The sequence below is a fragment of the Nonomuraea dietziae genome (assembly GCF_014195505.1).
GTDB lineage: Bacteria > Actinomycetota > Actinomycetes > Streptosporangiales > Streptosporangiaceae > Nonomuraea > Nonomuraea roseola.
Genome location: NZ_JACIBV010000001.1, coordinates 3,734,778 through 3,755,957, shown reverse-complemented (window position 1 = coordinate 3,755,957; position 21,180 = coordinate 3,734,778). Strand labels below are relative to the sequence as shown.

19 protein-coding genes are annotated in these 21,180 nt (G+C 70.9%); 14 read left to right on the top strand and 5 right to left on the bottom strand.

The window, feature by feature from the left end; genetic code table 11:
* The first annotated feature begins 12 nt into the window (after window positions 1-12).
* Complete coding sequence (gene hutU / locus FHR33_RS17860; protein ID WP_183648848.1) at window positions 13-1,662, top strand: urocanate hydratase; 1,650 nt, start codon at window positions 13-15, stop codon at window positions 1,660-1,662.
* 72 nt (window positions 1,663-1,734) lie between these two features.
* On the top strand, window positions 1,735-2,550 hold the full coding sequence (locus tag FHR33_RS17855) for a MurR/RpiR family transcriptional regulator (RefSeq protein WP_183648846.1): 816 nt from the start codon (window positions 1,735-1,737) through the stop codon (window positions 2,548-2,550).
* Here FHR33_RS17855 and FHR33_RS17850 read toward each other — a convergent pair.
* The 3 genes from FHR33_RS17850 to FHR33_RS17840 are packed head-to-tail and all read right to left on the bottom strand — an operon-like array spanning window position 2,530 to window position 4,759.
* Window positions 2,530-3,279 (bottom strand): ABC transporter permease, encoded by a 750-nt coding sequence (locus FHR33_RS17850; RefSeq protein WP_183648843.1) that lies wholly within the window; start codon window positions 3,277-3,279, stop codon window positions 2,530-2,532. The two genes, FHR33_RS17855 and FHR33_RS17850, sit on opposite strands and share 21 nt — an antisense overlap.
* Window positions 3,276-4,229 (bottom strand): efflux ABC transporter ATPase subunit, DrrA-related, encoded by a 954-nt coding sequence (locus FHR33_RS17845; protein WP_221241140.1) that lies wholly within the window; start codon window positions 4,227-4,229, stop codon window positions 3,276-3,278. The genes FHR33_RS17850 and FHR33_RS17845 overlap by 4 nt, the downstream gene beginning before the upstream one ends.
* On the bottom strand, window positions 4,229-4,759 hold the full coding sequence (locus FHR33_RS17840) for a PadR family transcriptional regulator (RefSeq protein WP_183648840.1): 531 nt from the start codon (window positions 4,757-4,759) through the stop codon (window positions 4,229-4,231). Before FHR33_RS17840 ends, FHR33_RS17845 begins: the two co-directional genes overlap by 1 nt.
* A gap of 54 nt (window positions 4,760-4,813) precedes the next feature.
* On the opposite strand from FHR33_RS17840, the gene FHR33_RS17835 reads away from it, so the two are divergent.
* From FHR33_RS17835 to FHR33_RS17815, 5 genes are all read left to right on the top strand, one after another.
* Window positions 4,814-5,491, top strand: coding sequence for an SDR family oxidoreductase (locus FHR33_RS17835; RefSeq protein WP_183648837.1), 678 nt, complete (start codon window positions 4,814-4,816; stop codon window positions 5,489-5,491).
* A 44-nt stretch (window positions 5,492-5,535) separates the two neighbouring features.
* Window positions 5,536-6,699, top strand: a complete 1,164-nt coding sequence (locus FHR33_RS17830; protein WP_183648835.1) for an allantoate amidohydrolase — start codon at window positions 5,536-5,538, stop codon at window positions 6,697-6,699.
* Window positions 6,696-8,021, top strand: coding sequence for a formimidoylglutamate deiminase (locus tag FHR33_RS17825; protein WP_183648832.1), 1,326 nt, complete (start codon window positions 6,696-6,698; stop codon window positions 8,019-8,021). Before FHR33_RS17830 ends, FHR33_RS17825 begins: the two co-directional genes overlap by 4 nt.
* Window positions 8,018-9,190 carry an imidazolonepropionase gene (hutI, locus tag FHR33_RS17820; RefSeq protein WP_183648829.1) on the top strand — a complete coding sequence of 391 codons (1,173 nt, stop codon included), beginning with the start codon at window positions 8,018-8,020 and terminating at the stop codon, window positions 9,188-9,190. Before FHR33_RS17825 ends, hutI begins: the two co-directional genes overlap by 4 nt.
* Window positions 9,191-9,372: 182 nt before the next feature.
* Window positions 9,373-10,308, top strand: a complete 936-nt coding sequence (locus FHR33_RS17815) for a sigma-70 family RNA polymerase sigma factor (RefSeq protein ID WP_183648826.1) — start codon at window positions 9,373-9,375, stop codon at window positions 10,306-10,308.
* A gap of 7 nt (window positions 10,309-10,315) precedes the next feature.
* On the opposite strand, the gene FHR33_RS17810 is transcribed toward FHR33_RS17815, so the two are convergent.
* Both FHR33_RS17810 and FHR33_RS17805 read right to left on the bottom strand, forming a co-directional pair.
* The gene (locus FHR33_RS17810; RefSeq protein ID WP_183648823.1) at window positions 10,316-10,957 is read right to left on the bottom strand and encodes a class I SAM-dependent methyltransferase; all 642 of its coding nucleotides are present in this window, start codon (window positions 10,955-10,957) and stop codon (window positions 10,316-10,318) included.
* A 75-nt stretch (window positions 10,958-11,032) separates the two neighbouring features.
* Entirely contained in the window at window positions 11,033-11,971 is a 939-nt protein-coding gene (locus FHR33_RS17805) for an ABC transporter substrate-binding protein (protein WP_183648821.1), read from the bottom strand.
* A gap of 241 nt (window positions 11,972-12,212) precedes the next feature.
* Between FHR33_RS17805 and FHR33_RS17800 the strand changes: the two genes are divergently transcribed.
* The 7 genes from FHR33_RS17800 to FHR33_RS17770 all read left to right on the top strand — a co-directional run bounded on the left by FHR33_RS17800 (window position 12,213) and on the right by FHR33_RS17770 (window position 21,162).
* On the top strand, window positions 12,213-13,556 hold the full coding sequence (locus FHR33_RS17800; protein WP_183648819.1) for an ammonium transporter: 1,344 nt from the start codon (window positions 12,213-12,215) through the stop codon (window positions 13,554-13,556).
* Window positions 13,553-13,891, top strand: coding sequence for a P-II family nitrogen regulator (locus FHR33_RS17795; RefSeq protein WP_183648817.1), 339 nt, complete (start codon window positions 13,553-13,555; stop codon window positions 13,889-13,891). The genes FHR33_RS17800 and FHR33_RS17795 overlap by 4 nt, the downstream gene beginning before the upstream one ends.
* A 323-nt stretch (window positions 13,892-14,214) precedes the next feature.
* Window positions 14,215-16,377, top strand: coding sequence for a [protein-PII] uridylyltransferase (locus FHR33_RS17790; protein WP_221241894.1), 2,163 nt, complete (start codon window positions 14,215-14,217; stop codon window positions 16,375-16,377).
* Between the two features lie 238 nt (window positions 16,378-16,615).
* Complete coding sequence (locus FHR33_RS17785; protein ID WP_183648815.1) at window positions 16,616-19,648, top strand: sensor histidine kinase; 3,033 nt, start codon at window positions 16,616-16,618, stop codon at window positions 19,646-19,648.
* A gap of 64 nt (window positions 19,649-19,712) precedes the next feature.
* Complete coding sequence (locus FHR33_RS17780) at window positions 19,713-20,135, top strand: roadblock/LC7 domain-containing protein (protein WP_183648813.1); 423 nt, start codon at window positions 19,713-19,715, stop codon at window positions 20,133-20,135.
* Window positions 20,136-20,139: 4 nt separating this feature from the next.
* A complete protein-coding gene (locus FHR33_RS17775; protein WP_183648811.1) occupies window positions 20,140-20,505 on the top strand; it encodes a DUF742 domain-containing protein in 366 nt (121 codons plus the stop codon).
* Window positions 20,506-20,577: 72 nt separating this feature from the next.
* Window positions 20,578-21,162: a GTP-binding protein gene (locus tag FHR33_RS17770; protein WP_183648808.1), complete on the top strand. Its 585-nt coding sequence runs from the start codon at window positions 20,578-20,580 to the stop codon at window positions 21,160-21,162.
* The last annotated feature ends 18 nt before the right edge of the window (window positions 21,163-21,180 follow it).

Sequence of the window (21,180 nt, the reverse complement as noted above, 5' to 3'; positions counted from 1 at the left end):
GAGGGATCAGGCATGAGCCGCACCGTGCGCGCGCCGCGAGGCACCACGCTCACCGCCAAGGGCTGGCCGCAGGAGGCCGCGCTCCGGATGCTCCAGAACAACCTGGACCCGGAAGTCGCCGAGCACCCCGAGCAGCTGGTCGTCTACGGCGGTTCCGGCAAGGCCGCGCGTGACTGGCCCTCGTTCGACGCGCTTGTCCGCACGCTCACCACGCTGGAGGGCGACGAGACCCTGCTCGTGCAGTCCGGCCGTCCCGTCGGCGTGTTCCGCACGCACGAGTGGGCCCCGCGCGTCCTCATCGCCAACTCCAACCTCGTCCCCGACTGGGCGAACTGGGAGGAGTTCCGCAGGCTGGAGGCGGCGGGCCTGACGATGTACGGCCAGATGACGGCCGGCTCCTGGATCTACATCGGCACGCAGGGCATCCTGCAGGGCACCTACGAGACCTTCGCCGCCGTCGCGGAGAAGAGGTTCGGCGGCTCCCTCGCCGGCACCATCACGCTGACCGCGGGGCTCGGCGGCATGGGCGGCGCCCAGCCGCTGGCCGTCACCATGAACGGCGGCGTCGCGATCTGCGTCGACTGCGACCCGCGCAGCGTCAAGCGCCGCATCGAGCACAGGTACCTCGACGTCGAGGCCAAGGACCTGGACGAGGCGCTCCGCCTGGCCTACGAGGCGCGCGACCAGCGCAGGCCGCTGTCGATCGGCGTGGTGGCCAACGCGGCGGAGGCGGTGCCCGACCTGCTGGCGCGCGGCGCGGAGATCGACATCGTGACCGACCAGACGTCGGCGCACGACCCGCTGATGTACCTGCCGATCGGCGTGGCCTTCGAGGACATGGCCACCGAGCGCGACAAGGACCCCGCCGCCTTCACGACCAGGGCGCGCGAGGCGATGGCCAAGCACGTCGAGGCCATGGTCGGGTTCAAGGACGCGGGGGCCGAGGTCTTCGACTACGGCAACTCCATCCGCGGCGAGGCGCAGCTGGCCGGCTACACCAGGGCCTTCGACTTCCCCGGCTTCGTGCCCGCCTACATCAGGCCGCTGTTCTGCGAGGGCAAGGGCCCGTTCCGCTGGGCCGCCCTCTCCGGCGACCCCGCCGACATCGCGGCCACCGACAGGGCCATCCTCGAGCTGTTCCCCGACAACGAGCCGCTGGCCAGGTGGATCCGCATGGCGGGGGAGAGGGTGCACTTCCAGGGGCTGCCCGCGCGCATCTGCTGGCTCGGCTACGGCGAGCGGCACCTGGCGGGCGAGCGCTTCAACGACATGGTGGCCTCGGGCGAGCTCCAGGCGCCCGTGGTGATCGGGCGCGACCACCTCGACTGCGGCTCGGTGGCCTCGCCGTACAGGGAGACCGAGGCGATGGCCGACGGGTCGGACGCCATCGCGGACTGGCCCCTGCTCAACGCGATGCTGAACACCGCGTCGGGCGCGGCGTGGGTCTCCATCCACCACGGCGGCGGCGTGGGCATCGGCCGTTCGATCCACGCGGGGCAGGTGACCGTCGCCGACGGCACCGCGCTGGCGGGCGAGAAGCTCAACAGGGTGCTCACCAACGATCCGGGCACCGGCGTCATGCGGCACGTCGACGCCGGCTACGACGAGGCGGCCGCCGTGGCCGACTCCCGTGGCGTCCGGATCCCGATGCGCGAGTCCTGAGCGCCGGTCTCGCCAGGCGAGACGTTCGCCGGGTGAGGGAAGGGGCGCCGGTGCCCAGGTGTTGGAGGTGACGTGAGGGACGGTATCGAAGGCCTGCTCGACGGCAGAAGATTGTCGCCCGTGCAGCGCCGCATCGCGCATTACCTGACCGATCACCTGGACGAGGCGATCTTCCTGTCCAGCGTCGAGCTGGCCGAGAGGGCCGGCGTGAGCCAGCCCTCGGTGACCAGGTTCGCCATGGTGCTCGGCTTCGCCGGCTATCCCGAGCTCAGGCAGGCGCTCCGCCCTCTCGTGCTGGGTGGCAGAGGAGAGGGCGGCAACCTGCTCAAGGGCGCCATCGACGACGAGATCCGCAACCTGACGCTGATCCGCGACCGCCTGGCGGGGCTGCCGCTCAAGGAGCTCGGCGAGTCGCTCGCGGCCACCGAGCCGCTTCCCGTGCTGGGGCTGAGGGTCTCGTCGGGGCTGGCCACCACGTTCGCCTACTTCGCCAGGCGCATCCACCCCGACGTCCGCCTCCTCGTGCACGGCGGCTCCGAGCTGATCGACGGGCTGCACGCGGCGAGGAGGGCGGGCGCCGAGTGGGTGGTGGCGGTGGTCCTGCCGCGGTATCCGGCCGAGGTCGTGCAGGCCCTCGACTACGCGGGAGAACTCGGCCTCAGAACGGCCGTGATCACCGACAGGCCGGGCTTCCCCGCCGACGTCGTGCTCGACGCGCCGGTCGGGGAGCGGCTGGTGTTCGACTCGCACGCCGCGCCCCTGGCCCTGGCCATGGCGCTGGTGGAGGCGATGGCCGACGCCGCGCCGCTGCGGACGCAGGCCAGGCTCGAGGAGTACGAGCGGATGACGGAGGAGACGAGGACGTTCCTAGCCGGCGAGCCTGCGTAGGGAGCGGACCGACCACGTCACGGTGAGCGCGGCCAGGGCGAGCATGACGCCGAAGGCCAGCGGGATGGACAGGTCGGTCAGCTCGCCGGCGAACAGCGCCCTGCCCGCCTCGACCGGGTGGTAGAAGGGCGTGAACCAGGAGATCCGCTCCAGCCAGTCGGGGCCGAGCGCCATGGGCAGCAGCGCGCCCGACAGCAGCATCAGGGGAAGGGCGAAGAACTGCATGATCTGCCCCATCGCGTTCTCGTCGCGCAGGCTGAGCGCCATGCCGTAGGCCACGCCGGAGGAGAACAGGCCGGTCACGCCCAGCAGGAGCAGCATGAGCACCAGCGCGAGCGGGCTGACGCGCAGCCCCATGGCGATGGCGATGAGGATGAACGCCAGCGACTGGATCATCAGGGAGACCACGTCGCGCAGCATCCTGCCGAGCACGATCGCCGGGCGCCAGGCGGGGCTGACCGCGATCCGCTCGAGCACGCCGCTGCGGATCTCGTAGATCGTGCCGTAGGCGACGCCCATCGAGCCGAACAGCGCGGTGATCACCAGCATGCCGGGCGCGAAGGAGACCAGCGCCTGGCCGAAGTCGCCGCCGAAGGCCATGCCCGCGTAGAGCGGGGCGAACAGCAGCAGGTACATCACCGGCTGCATGATGCCGAACAGCGGCCAGACGGGGTTGCGCAGGGTGTTCCTGACCTCGTGGCCGAAGAACAGCGAGGTGTCGCGGATCATGCGGCGGCTCCGGTGTCGCGCAGGGACCTGCCGGTCTTGGCCAGGAAGACGTCGTCGAGCGTGGCCCGCTCCATGGTGATCGAGCGCAGCGAGAGCCCGTCGGCCTCGAGCGTGCGCAGCAGCGACGGCAGCGCGTGCTCGCCGTCGTCGACGTAGACCCGCAGCACGTCCTCGTCGACGCGGGTCCGCGCCACGAGGGGGGTGAGCACTTCGGCCGCGCGCTCGAGCCCGTCGAGCCTCAGCGTGACCACGTCGCCCGAGACCGAGCGCTTGAGCTCGGCGGGGGTGCCCTCGGCGACGATCACGCCGTGGTCGACGATCGCCAGGCGGTCGCAGAGCGCGTCGGCCTCCTCCAGGTAGTGGGTGCTGAGCAGGACGCTGGTGCCCTGCTCGCGCAGCTCCTTGATGCGGTCCCAGAGGTTGGCGCGGTTCTGCGGGTCGAGACCCGTGGTCGGCTCGTCGAGGAAGAGCAGCGGGGGCGTGTGGACCAGGCCGAGGGCGATGGCGACGCGGCGCTTCTGCCCGCCCGACAGCGTGCGGCCAGGCCGGTCGGCGATGTCCGACAGATCGAACTTCCTGAGGATCTCCTCGGCCGCCTTCGCGGGGTCGGGCACGTTGTAGATCCTGGCGGCGAAGACGACCTGGGCGCGGGCGGTGTTCTGCTCCTCCACCCCGCCGGCCTGGCTCACGTAGCCGAGCTTGCGGCGGATCTGGGCCGGCTCCTTGACCAGGTCGTGGCCGGCGATCACGGCCGTGCCCGCGTCGGGAGTGATGAGGGTGGACAGCATGCGGATCGTGGTGGTCTTGCCCGCCCCGTTGGGGCCGAGCACGCCGTAGATCTCGCCGCTCTTCACCTCCAGGTCGACGCCCTTGACCGCCTCGACGGTCTGCGAGCCCTTTCTGCTCTTGGTGGTGAAGCTCTTCTTTAACCCTTGCGCACTGATGATCATCAGGGGAGGTCTCCTTCTTCGACCTTCTTGACGGCCTCCTCCACCCAGGCGAGCTGGGCGGCGAGCATGCCGCTGCTGAGACGTAGGTTCTCGTCGACGTGGCGGGGCGCGCCGAACGCCTGCTTGGAGCCGAGCGCCCTGTCGAGCATCGCGATCGACCTCTTGAGCTCGTCGGTCCTGAAGCGGAGGGCGCCGAGCAGATGCGCGCGATCCATCCTGTCCATGAAGGTCATGGCGACCTGGAAGGGATCGACGATCGGCCCGATCTCGTACCACAGCGACATGAGCAGGCGATGGAACTCGAAGCGCCCCGTGTCGTTGATGGCGTAGACGGTCTTGCCGCCCTTGCCGCTCTCGACCACGTCGAGCAGCCCTTCGTCGGCCATCTTGCTGAGGCCGTGGTAGATCGAGCCGAAGGCGACGTTGGCCCAGTTGTCCGCTCCCATGGTTTCGAGGCGCCGCCGTACCTGGTAGCCGTTGAGCGGCTCGTCGAGCAGCGTGCCGAGAATCAGAACCCGCGTAGTTGACACCCTTCAAGTTTGTATTCAAATTTGAGTGTCTGTCAATCGCCCTAGGCTGGCCGCATGAAGACCGCACTGATCACAGGGGCGTCCAGAGGCGTCGGAGGGGCGATCGCGAGGGCGCTGGCGCCCACCCACCGCCTGATCCTCGGCGGGCGCGACAGGGCCGCACTCGACGGGCTCGCCGCCGGCCTGCCCGACGCCACGGCCTGGCCCGTCGAGCTGACGGAGGTCACGGCCGCCGACGTCGCGGGGATCGACCGGCTCGACGTGCTCGTGCACAGCGCGGGAGTGGTCACGCTCGGCAGCATCGCCGACACGCCCGCCGAGGTGTGGCGGCGGACGATGGAGATCAACGTGGTCGCGGTGGCAGAGCTGACCCGCCTGCTGCTTCCCGCCCTGCGCGCGGCGGGCGGCCACGTGCTGCTCATCAACTCAGGGGCGGGACTGCGCGCCAACCCGGCCTGGGTGTCCTACGCCGCCAGCAAGTTCGCCCTGCGCGCCTTCGCCGACGGGCTGCGCCTTGAGGAGCCCTCGCTCAGGGTGACCAGCGTCTACCCCGGGCGGATCGCCACCGACATGCAGCGCGGCGTCAGGGAGCAGGAGGGCGGGGAGTTCGAGCGGTCGAAGTACCTGGAGCCCGACACGGTGGCGCGGGCGGTGCTCGCGGCCGTGCTGGCAGGCCCCGACGCCCACCTGACCGAGCTCACCCTCCGCCCGAGCGAGGGCCCGGTCTCGTAGAGTCGGCATGCCCGTGAATGGATTCATTCACTAGAGTGAGGGGCATGCTGGACGAACTCGCGCACATCGGACGAGACCCCGCCACCCATGGCTACGTGAGAGACGCGTGGTCGCCCGCCGACCTGGAGCTGCGCGAGTGGTTCGGGCAGGAGGCCGCTCGGCGCGGCCTCGACCTGCACGACGACCGCAACGGCAATCTGTGGGCCTGGTGGGGCGATCCCGACCGCGAGCCGGGCGTGGTGACCGGCAGCCACCTCGACTCCGTACGGCAGGGCGGCGCGTTCGACGGCCCTCTCGGGATCGTGTCCGCCTTCGCCGCGCTCGACCGGCTCAGGGAGCGCGGCTTCGCCCCCGCCAGGCCGATCGGCGTCGCCTGCTTCACCGACGAGGAGGGCGCCAGGTTCGGCGTGCCCTGCATGGGCTCGCGGCTGCTGACCGGCGTGCTCGATCCGGGCAGGGCGATCGGCCTCAGGGACGACGCGGGCGACACGCTGGCCGACGTGCTGCGCAGGGCGGGAAGGAAGCCCTCGGCGCTCGGCAGGGACGACGAGACCCTCTCGCGGGTGGGTGTCTTCGTCGAGCTGCACGTCGAGCAGGGCAGGGGCCTGGTCGAGACGGGCGCGCCCGTCGGCGTGGCCAGCGCGATCTGGCCGCACGGCAGGTGGCGCTTCGACTTCCACGGCGAGGCCAACCACGCCGGCACCACGCGCCTGGAGGACAGGGACGACCCGATGCTCGCCTACGCCCGCGCGGTGCTGGAGGCGCGTGAGGCGGCGGGCAGGCACGGGATCGTGGCGACGTTCGGCAAGGTGAGGGTGTCGCCCAACAACGCCAACGCCGTCCCTGGGCTCGTCTCGGCCTGGCTCGACGCCAGGGGGGCCGCGGAGAAGGACGTGCGGGCGCTGGTGGAGGAGCTGTCGCGGGGGCAGAGGGTGAGCGAGGAGTCGTGGACCCCCGTCGTCGACTTCGACGTGCCCCTGCGCGACAGGCTGGCCGCCGTCGTCGGCGAGGAGGGGCCCGCCCCCGTGCTGCCGACCGGCGCGGGACACGACGCGGGCATCCTCGCCTCCGCCGGGGTCGCCGCGGCGATGCTGTTCGTCCGCAACCCGACAGGCGTCTCGCACTCGCCCAGCGAGCACGCCGAACCCGACGACTGCGCCAAGGGCGTCGAGGCCCTGGCGGACGCACTGGAGGAGCTGGCCCGATGACCGTCTACTGGTGCGAGCGCGCCCTGCTTCCCGACGGCGTCGCCGACGGCGTCGTGGTCCACGTGGAGGGACGGCGGATCGCCGCCGTCGAACGGGGAGAGCGGCAGGGCGTCGTCCTGGAGGGGCTGACCGTCCCCGGGCTCGCCAACGCCCACTCCCACGCCTTCCACCGGGCCCTGCGCGGCGCGACCCAGGCAGGCAAGGGCGACTTCTGGACCTGGCGCGACCAGATGTACGACGTGGCGGGCGTGCTCGACCCCGACACCTATCTCGACCTGGCCAGGGCGGTCTACGCCGAGATGGCGATGGCGGGCGTCACCTGCGTGGGCGAGTTCCACTACCTGCACCACGGGCCTGGCGGCGTGCCGTACGACGATCCCAACCAGATGGGGCACGCGCTGATCCAGGCGGCGCGCGAGGCGGGCCTGCGCATCGCGCTGCTCGACACCTGCTACCTGACCGGCGGTGTCGGCACCGCTCTGACGGGGGCGCAGGTGCGCTTCGGCGACGGCAGCGCCGTGGGGTGGGCGGCGAGGGCGGAGGAGCTGGCCGCCGCCTACGACGGCCACGAGGACGTGGAGATCGGCGCGGCCATCCACTCCGTGCGCGCGGTGCCGCCCGAGCAGATGGGCGTGGTGGCCGAGTTCTCCCATCGCCACGCGGCGCCGCTGCACGCCCACGTCTCCGAGCAGCGCGCGGAGAACGCCGCCTGCGTGGAGCGCTACGCCGCCACCCCTGTCCAGCTGCTGCACGAGCACGGCGCCCTCGGCCCCCGCTCGACCGCCGTGCACGCCACCCACCTCACCGACGTGGACATCGAGCTGCTCGGCCAGTCGCGCACGCACGTGTGCATGTGCCCCACGACCGAGCGGGACCTGGCCGACGGCATCGGCCCCGCCCGCCCGCTGTTCGAGCGGGGCTCGCCGATCACGCTCGGCTCCGACAGCCACGCGGTGATCGACCTGTTCGAGGAGGCCCGCGCGGTCGAGCTGAACGAGCGCCTGGCCAGCCAGAAGCGCGGTCACTGGCGCGCCCACGAGCTGCTGAACGCCGCGACCGGCGCGGGCCACGCCTCCCTGGGCTTCCCCGACGCGGGCATGCTGGTCCCCGGCGCGTGGGCCGACCTGGTCTCGGTCCGCCTCGACTCGGTCCGTACGGCAGGCGCGACACGCGAGACGGCCGTGGAGTCCGTCGTGTTCGCCGCGACGGTCGCCGACGTGCACAGTGTGATCTCGGGAGGCCGCAGGATCGTCGAGAGCGGCCGCCACGAGCTGGGAGAGGCCGGGCCGATGCTGAACGAGGCGATGGGAGCCATCAGGTGAGCGAGCGAAGCATCCTGATCGACGGGATCGGGTCGCTGTTCGACGGGGACACCGAGCACCATGACGCCGCGCTCGTCATGCAGGGCGAGACGATCGCCTGGACGGGGCCCTCCAGCCAGGCGCCCGACGCCGACGAGAGGGTGGACGCCGGCGGGCGCTGCGTCATCCCCGGCTTCGTCGACAGCCACGCCCACCTGGTCTTCGCCGGTGACCGTACCTCCGAGTTCAACGCGCGGATGTCGGGACAGAGCTACACCGCGGGCGGCATCCGCACCACGGTCGCCGCCACCAGGGCGGCGGGCGACGCCGAGCTGGCCACCAGGGCCGCCGCGCTGGTCGCCGAGATGGCGGCGCAGGGCACCACGACCGTCGAGATCAAGAGCGGCTACGGGCTGACGGTCGAGGACGAGCGGCGCTCGCTGGAGATCGCCACCTCGCTGACCGACGAGACCACCTTCCTGGGCGCGCACGTGGTGCCCGCCGACACCGACCCCGACACCTACGTCAGGACCGTGACGGGGGAGATGCTGCGGGCCTGCGCGCCGTACGCGAAGTGGGTGGACGTCTTCTGCGAGCGCGGGGCCTTCGACGAGGACCAGACGCGCGAGATCCTCCAGGCGGGCATCAAGGCGGGGCTGCTGCCGCGGGTGCACGCCAACCAGCTCACCGAGGGTCCAGGCGTGCGCATCGCGGTCGAGCTCGACGCGGCCTCCGCCGACCACTGCACGCACCTGTCCGACGCGGACGTGGACGCGCTGGCCTCCTCGGGCACGGTGGCCACGCTGCTGCCCGGCGCGGAGTTCTCCACCCGCTCGCCCTATCCCGACGCGCGCAGGCTGATCGACGCGGGCGTCACCGTGGCGATCGCCACCGACTGCAACCCCGGCTCCTCCTTCACCTCGTCGATGCCGTTCTGCGTCGCCCTGGCGGTGAGGGAGATGGGGATGACGCCCCTGGAGGCGGTCAGAGCCGCCACCCGCGGCGGGGCGAGGGCGCTGCGCCGCGACGACGTCGGCACGCTGGCTCCCGGCGCGCGGGCCGACGTGGTGCTCCTCGACGCGCCCTCCTACGTCCACCTGGCCTATCGTCCCGGCGTCCCTCTCGTTCACACAGTGTGGCGCGGAGGCGAGCGGACGGCCGCGCCTCATCCCTTGGTCGTAGGCGCGTAAACCCTTTCCGGATGGGCAGGATGGGCGATCACGCCGGTCCTGCGAGCGCGGGACGGGATGCCTCTCCTCCCTGAGGAGGAGGAGCAGAACCGTCCTGTGGTCGTAGTTCTTTTGGGAATCTTTGCTTCGGACCGGACGTTGGCGGGGTATAGAACGCAGCTGCGGGAACGAGGTGCCTGGGGATGGCAAGGCCGACGGGGAATCGCACGGCGGAGGTCACTGATCGTGACCTGCTCGGGACCTATCTGGCAGAGATAGGCAGGGTCCCGCTGCTCACTGCGGAAGAGGAAGTGGAGCTCGCCAAGCGGATCGAGGCGGGCCTGTTCGCCGAGCAACTGCTCGACAGAGGTGGTTCCGAGCCGCGCATCGGGGACGCGGCCGACGAGGAGCTCGAGCGCCTGGCGATCTCGGGCCAGCGGGCCAAGGACGAGTTCATCCAGGCCAACCTGCGCCTGGTCGTCGCCGTGGCCAGGAAGTACTCCGGCAGGGGAATGCCGCTGATCGACCTGGTCCAGGAGGGGAACCTGGGCCTGGTGCGCGCGGTGGAGAAGTTCGACTACCAGCGGGGCTACAAGTTCTCGACCTACGCCACCTGGTGGATCAGGCAGTCGGTCGGGCGCGCCATCCACGAGCAGGCCAGGCCGGTGCGGCTGCCCACCCACGCGGGCGAGCAGATGACCAGGCTGATGCGGGTGAGGCGCGACATGCTCGCCGAGTTCGACGCCGAGCCCACCGACGACGACCTCGCCAAGGTGCTCGACCTGCCGATCGAGCGGGTGCGCGAGCTGCGCCGCTGGGCCGCCGACCCCGTGTCGCTGCAGCTCGGCGTCGGGGACGAGGACGAGACCGAGCTGGGCGACATGATCGCCGACGACACCTGGGCCGACCCCGAGCAGCAGGCGATCGACATCCTCGAGCGCGAGCGCCTCGACGACTGGCTGACCGGTCTCGAAGGGGTCACGAGCGAGATGCTCCGCTGGCGCTACGGGCTGATCGACGGGCGCGAGCACACGCTCACCGAGGTCGGCGAGCGCTACGGCATCGGTCGCGACCGCGCCCGCCGCATCGAGCGCGACGCCCTGGCCCGCCTGAGGAAGATGGCGACCGCCGCCGCCTGACCGGGTCTCAGCGGCGAAGAGGGCGGCCCGCGTAACGGATGCCGGTCGCCCTGATCAGCCCCGCGTCGATCGCGGCCCGCTCGCCCGCGCCGCCGTCCCGCTCGGTGAAGAAGTAGGGGCCGCGCTCGACGGCCAGCGGCTCGAACCAGCGGCCCAGCGCCGCCTCCAGCTCCGCCCCCGAGTGCAGGCCCTCCTCGGCGGCCCAGCCGCCGAGGTAGGCCTCCCACGGCTGTCCGGAGGCCGCCCAGCCGTCCCTGTGCCGGTGCAGCCAGCTGTCGTCCTCGTCGGACAGGCGCGAGAAGCACCAGCGGGCGGTGTCCTCGTCGAACAGTTCCCTGGCCCACTCCACGACCACGAAGACGCCGTCTCGCGTCAGCGCGCCCGCCACCTTGCCGAAGACCTCGTCCAGGTCGTGCACGTGGTGCAGTGACGTGCAGGCCACGAGCGCGTCCACGGGCCCGTCCAGTTCGTACTTCTCGAACTCCATCCGGTGGTACGGCGTACCCTCGGGCGCGACGGGGTCGACGCCCGTCGCGCCGTAGCCGGAGGCGAGCAGGTCGGGCACGAACCCGCCGAGCGGGCCGCAGCCGATCTCGACCACCCGTGCGGGAGCGGGCGGCAGGTGGTCACGTACGAAGTCCCAGTTCATGCGCCTCAGCATCGTGCGGCTCCCGGCATGCGCACAACTGCGAACACAACAGCTCCGCCATGCGGGCGAGGTATGTCAGGCCAGGGGAGTGAGGTACTTCTCCAGGTCGTCGAGGATCTTCCCTGCGGCCGTGACGCCGATGCCGAGCATCCACACCTCGTCGTCCACGCCGTGCGCGGTGCCCTTCTTGACCGCGCCCAGGTTCTTCCACAGCGGCCCTCCCGTCACCTCGGCCTGGCTCTGCGCGGCGGCGTCGCCGTACGCGCTGTAGAACAGGGCGTCGCCGTCGGCCTGCGCGATGTTCTCCTGGCTGAGCTTGCCGAACCGCTTGTCCTCCTGAGCGGCCAGCCGCTGGACCTCGGGCCTGGCGATGCCGGCGTCGCCGAGCACGATGCCGCTGAAGGACTCGGGGCCGTACATCCTGATCTCGGTGGGCATGAACCGCACGATGCTCACCTCGAGCTTGGAGAACTTCGCGCCCACCTGCTTGGCGCGGCTCTCGTAGGCGGTCATCAGCTGCCGGGCCTCGGTCTTCCTGCCGAGGGCCTCGGCGTCGAGGAGGAAGTTCTCCTTCCAGGTGACGCCCACCTTCTCGGTGAACACCGTAGGCGCGATCTTGCTGAGCTTGTCGTAGAAGGGCGCCTGGCGGAACTTGGTGCCGAGGATGAGATCGGGCTTCAGCGCCGAGATGGCCTCGAGGTTCGGCTGCTGGAGGGTGCCGACCGACTTCGTGGCCGACAGCGAGGAGCCGAGGTAGGCCGGCCACTTCTGGCTCTCCGACGCCTGGGCGGCGCCGATGGGAGCCAGGCCGAGCGAGACCATCGTGTCCAGCTTGTCGGTGTCGAGGACGACGACCCTCTTGGGGGTTTCAGGCACCTTCGTCTCGCCCATCGCGTGCTTGATCGACCGCGTCGGGCCCGTCGCGCTCCCTTCCTGAGCTGAGGCGCCGCAGGCGGCGAGTGCGAGGGCGGACAGCAGGGCGGCGGCCGTGACTCTGGCCAGGCGGAAGGTCATCTGAATTCCTTGATCACTAAGGTTAGGCAACCCTAAGTGTAGTACCGGAGTGTCCGAAACAACCGCGAAACACCCCGCCCGCGAGTTTCACGAACGTGAAACATACGCGGTCAAACCACGAAACGGCGGAAGACCACGCTGTGGCAACACGTCAGTGCGCAGCCCGGTCGACGGTGCCCTGGAGGCGATCACTGCGACTCGGAATACGGGCCACACGCCAATCTGAAGGAGGGTCGCGTCGATGATCGATAGCGGCACTACCGCCTGGATGCTGGTATGCACCGCCCTGGTGCTGCTGATGACTCCGGGCCTCGCGTTCTTCTACGGGGGCATGACGAGGGCCAAGAGCGTCCTGAACATGATGATGATGTCGTTCGTCAGCATCATCGTCGTGACGGTCGCTTGGGTCCTCTACGGCTACTCGCTGGCCTTCGACCAATCCAGCAACGGCACCCTCAACTTCCTCGTCGGCGGACTGGACAACCTCGGCCTCAGCGGCGTGTTCAACGCCGTCTACGAGGGCCTGATCCAGCAAGGTGGTCAGGTCACCGCCGAGGCCGCCGCGGCCGACAACTTCCCGATGATGGTCTTCTCCGCCTTCCAGCTGACCTTCGCGATCATCACGGTCGCGCTGATCAGCGGCGCGATCGCCGACCGCGCCAAGTTCGGCGCGTGGGTGCTGTTCTCGCTGGTGTGGGCGACCGTCGTGTACTTCCCCGTGGCGCACTGGGTCTGGGGCGGCGGCTGGCTCGGCCAGCTCGGCATCGAGGACTTCGCCGGCGGCACCGTGGTCCACATCAACGCAGGAGCGGCGGCCCTGGCCCTGGCCCTCGTGCTCGGCAAGCGCCAGGGCTGGCGCAAGGAGCCGATGCGCCCCCACAACCTGACGCTGGTCCTGCTCGGCACCGGCCTGCTGTGGTTCGGCTGGTTCGGCTTCAACGCGGGCTCCGAGCTCGCCCCCGACCAGACCGCGGGTCTGGCCTTCATGAACACCCAGATCGCCGCCGCCGTCGCGGCCGGCGCCTGGATGGTGGTGGAGAAGCTGCGCGACGGCCACGCCACCACCCTGGGCGTCGCCTCCGGTGCGGTCGCCGGTCTGGTCGCCATCACCCCCGCGTGCGGCTTCGTCGACCCCTGGGCCGCCGTCGTCATCGGTCTGCTGGCCGGTGTGGCCTGCGCCTACGCGGTGGGCCTGAAGTACCGCCTCGGCTTCGACGACTCGCTCGACGTGGTCGGCGTGCACCTGGTCGGCGGTGTCATCGGCGCCGTCTCGCTGGGCTTCTTCGCCGCCTACCCCTTCCTCGAGCAGCAGAACGAGGGCCTGTTCTACGGCGGCCCGATCAGCCAGCTCGGCCTGCAGGTGCTCGGCCCCGTCGCGGTCGGCGGCTACTCGTTCGTGATCTCGTGGATCATCGCCAAGGTGATCGACAAGACCATGGGCTTCAGGCTCGACGCCGACAGGGAGGTCGCCGGCATCGACATCACCACCCACGCCGAGACCGGCTACGACCTGGGCAGCGTGCACGCCTCCGGCGTGACCGCGTCGTCGCCGCTCGCCACATCCCCGAAGAAGGTGGACGCATGAGGCTCATCACCGCGGTCATCAAGCCCTTCAAGCTCGATGACGTGAAGGCCGCGCTGGAGCAGTTCGGCATCAAGGGCATGACGGTCAGCGAGGCCAGCGGCTACGGCCGCCAGCGCGGTCACACCGAGGTGTACCGCGGCGCCGAGTACCAGGTCGACCTGGTCCCCAAGGTGCGCCTGGAGGTCCTGGCCGAGGAGGACGACGCCGAGGAGGTCATCGACGTGATCGTCAAGGCCGCCCAGACCGGCAAGATCGGTGACGGCAAGGTGTGGTCCGTCCCCGTCGACACCGTGATCCGGGTACGCACCGGAGAGCGCGGTCCCGAGGCCCTGTGATGGATCCGCAGCGCAGCGAGGACATCCGTCACAGGGTGGCGTCCGGGCGGAGCTCGGCGGTGGGTGCAGGGATGGATCCGCGGCGCAGCGAGGACATCCGTCACAGGGTGGCGTCCGGGCGGAGCTCGGCGGTGGGTGCAGGGATGGATCCGCAGCGCAGCGAGGACATCCATCGCAGGGTGGCGTCCGGGCGGAGCTCGGCGGTGGATGCAGGGATGGATCCGCGGCGCAGCGAGGGGTTCAGCCGGAGGGCGGGGTGAGGGCGGACGCTCGTTCGTTCGCCTCGGCCCCGCAAGGAGCGGGTCGCGGACACCGACCGATGGCTGAAGGACCTCCTTCGCACGGCGAGTCCGGGCGGCGAGGGCGTGGCCCTCGTCGCCGTCGGCTCCCTCGGCAGGGGCGAGCTGGCCCCCGGCAGTGACCTCGACCTGGTGCTGCTGCACGACGGCGGCGAGGACATCGCCAGGATCGCCGACCGGATCTGGTATCCGATCTGGGACTCCGGCGTCGGCCTCGACCACTCGGTCCGCACGGTGGACGAGGCCGTGAAGGTCGCGCGCGAGGACCTCAAGGCGGTGCTCAGCCTCATCCAGGCCAGGCACGTCGCGGGGGATCCCGAGCTGACACGGAGGGCCCGCGAGGCGGTGCTGGCCGAATGGCGCGCCGACTCCCGCCGCAGGCTGGCCGAGCTGCGCGAGGCCGCCGACAAACGGGCGGAGAGCACCGGCGAGCTGGCCTTCCTGCTCGAACCCGATCTCAAGGACGGCCGCGGAGGGCTGCGCGACGTCCAGGCCATGCAGGCGGTGGCCGCCGCGTGGGTGGCCTCCGCCCCCGGGCCGCGCGTCCGCGAGGCCTACGAGCTCATCCTCGACGTGCGCCACGCGCTGCACGTCGTCACCGCCCGCGGCGCTGACCGCCTGGTCCTGCAGGAGCAGGACGCGGTGGCGGGCACCCTCGGCCTGCTGGACGCCGAGGCCCTCATGCGCAGGCTCGCGGAGGCGGGCAGGACGATCTCCCACGCCTTCGACGCCACCTGGCGCACCGTTGACAGACTGCTGTCAGGGCCCGTGCCGCGCGGCCGCCGCCCGCTGGCCGACGGCGTGGTCGAGCACGCGGGCGAGGTGGTCCTGGCCCGCGGCGTCAACCCCCGCACCGACCCCGTGCTCGTGCTGCGGGCCGCGGCCGCCGCCGCCGAGTCCGGGCTGCCGCTGGCCCCCGCCACCGTGTCGATGCTGGCCAGTCAGTCGCCGCCGATGCCGGTCCCGTGGCCTGACGAGGCCCGTGACGCGCTGGTGGCGCTGCTGGGCGCGGGGCGCGCCGCCGTCCCCGTGTGGGAGGAGCTGGACCAGGCGGGCATCCTCGTCAGGTTGCTGCCCGACTGGGAGCGCGTACGGCACCGCCCCCAGCGCAACCCGATCCACCGCTTCACCGTCGACAGGCATCTCATCGAGGCCGCCGCCAACGCCGCCTCCTACACCCGCGAGGTCTCCCGCCCCGATCTGCTGCTGATCGGCGCGCTGCTGCACGACATCGGCAAGGGCTGGCCCGGCGACCACTCGGCGACGGGCGAGGTCGTCGTGCGTGACATCGGCCTGCGCCTGGGTCTGTCGTCGCAGGACGTCGAGGTGCTGGCCACGGTGGTCCGTCACCATCTGCTGCTGCCCGAGACGGCGACCAGGCGCGATCTGGACGACCCTGTGACGATCGAGAAGGTCGCGGGCGCCGTCGGCTCGCGCGAGGTGCTCGAGCTGCTCGCCGCGCTCGCCGTCGCCGACGGCCACGCGACGGGACCGGCCGCGTGGAACTCGTGGAAGGCCTCGCTCGTCGCCGATCTCGTGCGCAGGGTGCGCAGGGCGCTGTCGGGCTCGCCGCTGCCCCCGCCCCCGAGCCTCTCGCCCGCCCAGGCCGTCCTCGCCAGGCACGGCGGAGGGGCGATCCGGGTCAATGGGACCAACGTCACAGTCGTCGCTCCGGATCGCCCAGGACTGCTGTGGCGAGCGGCCGGTGTGCTGGCCGCGCACCGCATGGTCGTCAGGTCGGCCTCGGCCGCCTCCGCGAGCTCCACCGCCGTGATCGAGTTCTCCGTCGTCCCCGAGTACGGCACGCCGCCCGACCCCGCCACTCTCGAGGCTGACCTGCGGCTGGTCCTGGCCGGACGGCTCGACATCGAGCAGCGCCTGGCCCGCCGTACCCGATCTGTGCGGCCGGCGCGGGTGCCCGTCGCCCCGCCCAGGGTGACCCTCCTGGAGGAGGAGTCCGCGACGGCCACCGTTGTGGAGGTCCGGGCCCACGACCGACCGGGCCTTTTGTGGCGGATCGGCAGATCATTTGGTGAATGTGGGCTTGACGTGAAAGCCGCTCGCGTAGAGACTCTCGGCGCGGAGGCGGTTGACGTCTTCTACGTGGTGGACCGCGCCGGACGCCCCCTCAGCGACGACGCGCAGCGGACTCAAGTCCGCGATCACGTGCTCGCCGCGCTGCGATAACCAACGGCACACAGTCTGCGGTCACATTTGTAACGATTGTGTCCGTTTTGCCTGGTACGAGAGTTGCTGCGGATACGTTGTGGGTCGAAATTATGGGTCTTTTCTGATTCCTGTTGCCAAGCAGGATGCTTGAGGGGTAACGACGGCTGTGACGACGGGGAATACCGAAGGCGGACGTGCCGCCAGGCGGGACCGCGGAAAGCGGTCGCTGCCACGAATGGGGCTGCGTAACTGGCGCGTGAGATCCCGTCTCACCGCGCTGATCCTGGTGCCCACGATCGCCGGCGTCGTTCTCGGCGGTGCCCGCGTGGTGGCCTCGGTCGACAGCATCGGCGAGTACGAGCGCACGGTGGTCGTGGCCGAGCAGGCCACCCATCTACGCGATCTCATCCAGTCACTCGGTATGGAGCGTGACACCGGCGGCTGGTTCTACGCCACGAAGCAGCGCAGGCAACTCAAGAAGCCTTACGAGGACAGCAAGGACGTCGTCGACAAGCAGGTCAAGGTCGTCACGGCCGACCTCGCCGCGATGGACGCCAGCTACGGCCCCCGTGTCGAGCAGGCGGCCAAGCTGGCCGCCGCGCAGCTCAAGTCGCTGCCGGGCATCAGGGCGCAGCAGCGCGCCAGGCCCGACTCGGCCGCCTACCGCTACCTGGTCGAGCAGCTGGTCCGCGTGCACGAGGAGCTGAGCCTCCTCAACAACGACCCGCAGATCCTCGGTGACTTCCGCGCCCTGACGGTGCTGGTGAAGGCCAAGGAGGAGATCTCCAGGCAGCGGATCATGCTGCTGGAGTCGTACTACGGCTCCTCCAAGGTGGACGCCCAGCGGGTCACCGACTTCATCGCCGCGGGCGCCCAGCAGTGGCAGCTGCTCAACAGCTTCACCGCGGACGCGGGCGTCACCAGGAGCACCAAGCTCATGGCGGGCATGAAGAACGACAGCGACGTCGTCAGGGCCGAGCTGTCCAAGGCCCGCGCCATCCGCCTGACCAACGACGGACCCGCCTTCCAGGCCAGGAACCTGCTGGCCGACCCCAACGAGTGGTTCGAGGACAACGCCAAGGCCATCGCGGTCCTGGAGAAGGCCGAGTCGAACACCGACCCCAAGAGCCCTGGCCTGGCCCAGGCCGTGACCACGCGGGCGCAGGAGCTGCAGAGCGCCGAACTGCGCACCGCGCTGCTCGTCGGCGCCGCCATCGTCGGCCTGCTCCTGCTGGTGCTGGTCTTCACCGTGCTCATTGCCCGCTCGATGGTCACCCCGCTGCGCCGGCTGCGCAGCGAGGCGCTGGAGATCGCCGGATTCAGGCTGCCCGACGTGGTGCGCAACCTGCGCGTCTCGGGCAACGCCACGGCGCCGGAGATCGAGCCCATCGACGTCGACGGCAAGGACGAGATCGGTGAGGTGGCGCAGGCCTTCGACGAGGTCCACCGCCAGGCCGTACGGCTCGCCGCGGAGGAGTCGGAGCTGCGCAGCAACATCAGCGCGATGTTCGTCAACCTCTCCCGCCGCACGCAGACGCTGGTCGAGCGGCAGATCTCGCTGATCGACGGCCTGGAGAAGGGCGAGCAGGACGGCAGCCGCCTGGCCGACCTGTTCAGCCTCGACCACCTGGCCACCCGCATGCGCCGCAACTCCGAGAACCTCCTGGTCCTGGCGGGCCACGAGCCCGCGCGCAGGCGCAGCCAGCCGGCCAAGCTGGTCGACGTCGTGCGCGCCGCCCTGTCGGAGGTCGAGGACTACGAGCGGGTGCAGGTCAAGGTGCACCGCGCCACCTCGGTGATCGGCAGCGCCGCCAACGACCTGGTCCACCTGGTCGCCGAGCTGGTCGAGAACGCTATCCAGTTCTCGCCCAAGAACAGCCAGGTCGTCGTCTCCAGCAGCATCATCGAGGGCGGCGGAGCGCTGCTGTCGGTGAGCGACCAGGGCATCAGCATGACCGACGACGAGCTCGCCGAGGCCAACAGGCGTCTGGCCGAGCCGCCGGTCGTGGACGTGTCGGTGTCGCGCCGCATGGGCCTGTTCGTGGTCGGCCGCCTGGCCCTGCGCCACGGCATCCGGGTGCAGCTGCGCAAGGGTGAGGGCAGCGGCCTCATCGCCATGGTGCTCCTGCCGCCGCCGCTCCTGCCCGACGCCAGCCAGCCGCCGCCTCCGCAGCGGCCCGCCTTCGGCGGCTCCAGCCCCGCTCCCGCCTTCGGGGCGCCCGCCCAGAACGGCGCGTTCGCCGCGTTCGACTCCTTCGACTCGACCGGATGGGGCACCCAGCCGCCGCGGCAGGGGCTCGGCGCCTTCACCGCCGACACCGGCGGCGACAGCGGCTTCTTCCGCCAGCCGCCCCAGCAGGGCGGGCCGCACCCGTCGTTCCCGAGCATCGACCTGAGCGCGATGCCGAACCTGGACCAGACGGCGCCGCATCCAGGCGGCTCGCACCCGTCCTTCCCCAGCCTGGAGCAGCCGGGCCAGCACTCCTTCCCCAGTGCCGACAACGGGCTGCCGCGCCGCGCGCCCCGCTCGGGTGACACCGGGGCGTTCGGGACGCCGCCCCGCTCGGGCGACACCGGCTCCTTCGGCGCGCAGGGCCGTCCTGAGGCCTTCGGGACGCCGCCCCGCGGCGAGCAGCCCGGGGTCTTCGGGCCGCCGTCGCGCGCGGGTGACAGCGGCGCCTTCCCGACGCCGCCGCCGCGCGGCGGGGACACCGGCGCCTTCCCGACGCCGCCGCCCCCGATGTCGGCGCCGTCCTACCCGTCGGTGGAGCGGTTCGCGCCGTGGGAGAGCAACGCCCCCTCCATGCCCGCGGTGGACAACTCGCCGCTGGAGCAGGAGCAGGAGGAGTTCCTGCCGATCTTCGCCTCGGTGGAGTCCGCCTGGTTCCGCAGGCCCGAGGAGAGCGCCGGACCCGCGGCCTCCTCCCCTCAGGCCCGCAAGGAGCCGAAGTACCACATGCCCGAGGCGCAGGCGCCCGCGCAGGCCGTACCCTCTGAGGGTGACCTGTGGAGGACCCCCGCCGACGCAGGGTGGCAGGCGGCGGCCGCGGCCAGTGACCCCAGCCTCGGCGGGATCACCGCCGCCGGGCTCCCCAAGCGCACCCCCAAGGCGAACCTGGTCCCCGGTACGGCGGGCCAGCCGCCCCAGCAGATGACCCCGATGCCGCCGGTCTCGGCGGATCGGGTCAGAAACCGGATGTCCAGCTTCCAGCAGGGCGTCCGAAGGGGTCGCGCGGAACTGAATGACGAGTCCGCCCCTAACGGGCTGGATAAGGAGGACAAGGCGTGAGCGAGCGTCGCGAGCGAACAGATAGTCACAGCACGTTCGTCACGCTTCCGACGAAGGAGGAAGTGTGACGACCTTGAGCCATGAGGCCCACAGGTTCGACTGGCTGATCACTGACTTCGTCAGGAACACCCCGGGGGTGGCCCACGCCGTCGTCGTGTCCGCCGACGGTCTGTGCCTGGCCAGCTCCGAGGGCTTCCCGCCGGACAGGGCCGACCAGCTGGCGGCGGTCTCGGCGGGTCTGCTGAGCCTCACCGTGGGCGCCTCGCGCGTCTTCGAGGGCGGGCCCGTGACCCAGACGGTCGTGGAGATGCAGCGCGGTCTGCTGCTGGTCATGGCGATCAGCGACGGGTCCGTGCTGACCGTCCTGGCCTCGCCCGACTGTGACATGGGTCTGGTGGCCTACCAGATGACACTGCTGGTGGACCGTGCCGGACAGGCGCTCACCCCGGCTCTTCGCGCGGAGCTCCAGGCTGCCAGGACCCGGTGATGTGATGGTGTACGGGAGTGACGGGACGGGGGACGACGAGCCTCTGTTCCGTCCGTACGCAGTCACCGGCGGCCGGTCGGAACCCCGCTACCACATGGCGATGGAGACGCTGATCTCCTCGATGTCGATCCCGGATGACGAGATGGCCCTGCTCACGCCCGAGCAGGAGGCCATCATGACGCTGTGCAGGTCGTTCCGGTCGGTCGCGGAGATCTCCGCCTTGCTGCGGGTTCCTCTCGGCGTGGCCAGGGTCGTCGTCGCCGACATGGCCGACGAAGGACTCGTTCGCCTGCACCAGCCGCGCCTCAACCAGGGACAGCCAGACATGAACATGCTCGAAAGGGTACTCAGTGGACTTCGCAGGCTCTAGCGTCAATGGGAAACGTGCGAAATCGACCGCTATCGCCTGCGTCAGCGGTCACGAACCTGGGATGGCGGTCTGATGAGCACGTTGCCCGTTGAAGGCGGGCTCACCTCGACGAAGATCGTCGTCGCGGGCGGGTTCGGCGTCGGCAAGACGACGTTCGTGGGTGCGGTGTCGGAGATCCTCCCGTTGACCACGGAAGCGGTCATGACCGACGCCTCCGCGGGCATCGACGACCTCGGCCTGACCCCGAACAAGCAGACGACGACCGTGGCCATGGACTTCGGCCGGCTGTCGCTGGACAGGGATCTGATCCTGTACCTGTTCGGCACGCCGGGCCAGCACCGGTTCTGGTTCATGTGGGACGACCTGGTGCGCGGCGCCATCGGCGCCGTGGTGCTGCTCGACACGCGGCGGCTGGCCGACTCCTTCCCCGCGATCGACTACTTCGAAGAGGCCAAGCTGCCCTTCGTCGTGGGCGTCAACGGGTGGGACGGTCAGTTCCCGCACGCGGAGAACGAGGTCCGTGAGGCGCTCGCCCTGGCGCCGCACATCCCGATCGTCAGGACCGACGCCCGCAACAGGGAGTCGGTCAAGGCCACGCTGATCTCGCTCGTCGAGCACGTGGTCAGGGTCAGGGCCTCCTACGGGACCCCTGCCTAGCCGTCAGCGAAAGGGGGA

What these genes read in the sequence shown, in the direction of transcription:
- FHR33_RS17830 (WP_183648835.1), top strand. Translation starts at nt 5,536, where the DNA reads ATGCTGGACGAACTCGCGCACATCGGACGAGACCCCGCCACCCATGGC.
- FHR33_RS17770 (WP_183648808.1), top strand. Translation starts at nt 20,578, where the DNA reads ATGAGCACGTTGCCCGTTGAAGGCGGGCTCACCTCGACGAAGATCGTC.
- FHR33_RS17805 (WP_183648821.1), bottom strand. Translation starts at nt 11,971, where the DNA reads ATGACCTTCCGCCTGGCCAGAGTCACGGCCGCCGCCCTGCTGTCCGCC.
- FHR33_RS17850 (WP_183648843.1), bottom strand. Translation starts at nt 3,279, where the DNA reads ATGATCCGCGACACCTCGCTGTTCTTCGGCCACGAGGTCAGGAACACC.
- hutU (WP_183648848.1), top strand. Translation starts at nt 13, where the DNA reads ATGAGCCGCACCGTGCGCGCGCCGCGAGGCACCACGCTCACCGCCAAG.
- FHR33_RS17795 (WP_183648817.1), top strand. Translation starts at nt 13,553, where the DNA reads ATGAGGCTCATCACCGCGGTCATCAAGCCCTTCAAGCTCGATGACGTG.
- FHR33_RS17845 (WP_221241140.1), bottom strand. Translation starts at nt 4,229, where the DNA reads ATGATCATCAGTGCGCAAGGGTTAAAGAAGAGCTTCACCACCAAGAGC.
- FHR33_RS17775 (WP_183648811.1), top strand. Translation starts at nt 20,140, where the DNA reads ATGGTGTACGGGAGTGACGGGACGGGGGACGACGAGCCTCTGTTCCGT.
- FHR33_RS17810 (WP_183648823.1), bottom strand. Translation starts at nt 10,957, where the DNA reads ATGAACTGGGACTTCGTACGTGACCACCTGCCGCCCGCTCCCGCACGG.
- FHR33_RS17835 (WP_183648837.1), top strand. Translation starts at nt 4,814, where the DNA reads ATGAAGACCGCACTGATCACAGGGGCGTCCAGAGGCGTCGGAGGGGCG.
- FHR33_RS17800 (WP_183648819.1), top strand. Translation starts at nt 12,213, where the DNA reads ATGATCGATAGCGGCACTACCGCCTGGATGCTGGTATGCACCGCCCTG.
- FHR33_RS17815 (WP_183648826.1), top strand. Translation starts at nt 9,373, where the DNA reads ATGGCAAGGCCGACGGGGAATCGCACGGCGGAGGTCACTGATCGTGAC.
- FHR33_RS17825 (WP_183648832.1), top strand. Translation starts at nt 6,696, where the DNA reads ATGACCGTCTACTGGTGCGAGCGCGCCCTGCTTCCCGACGGCGTCGCC.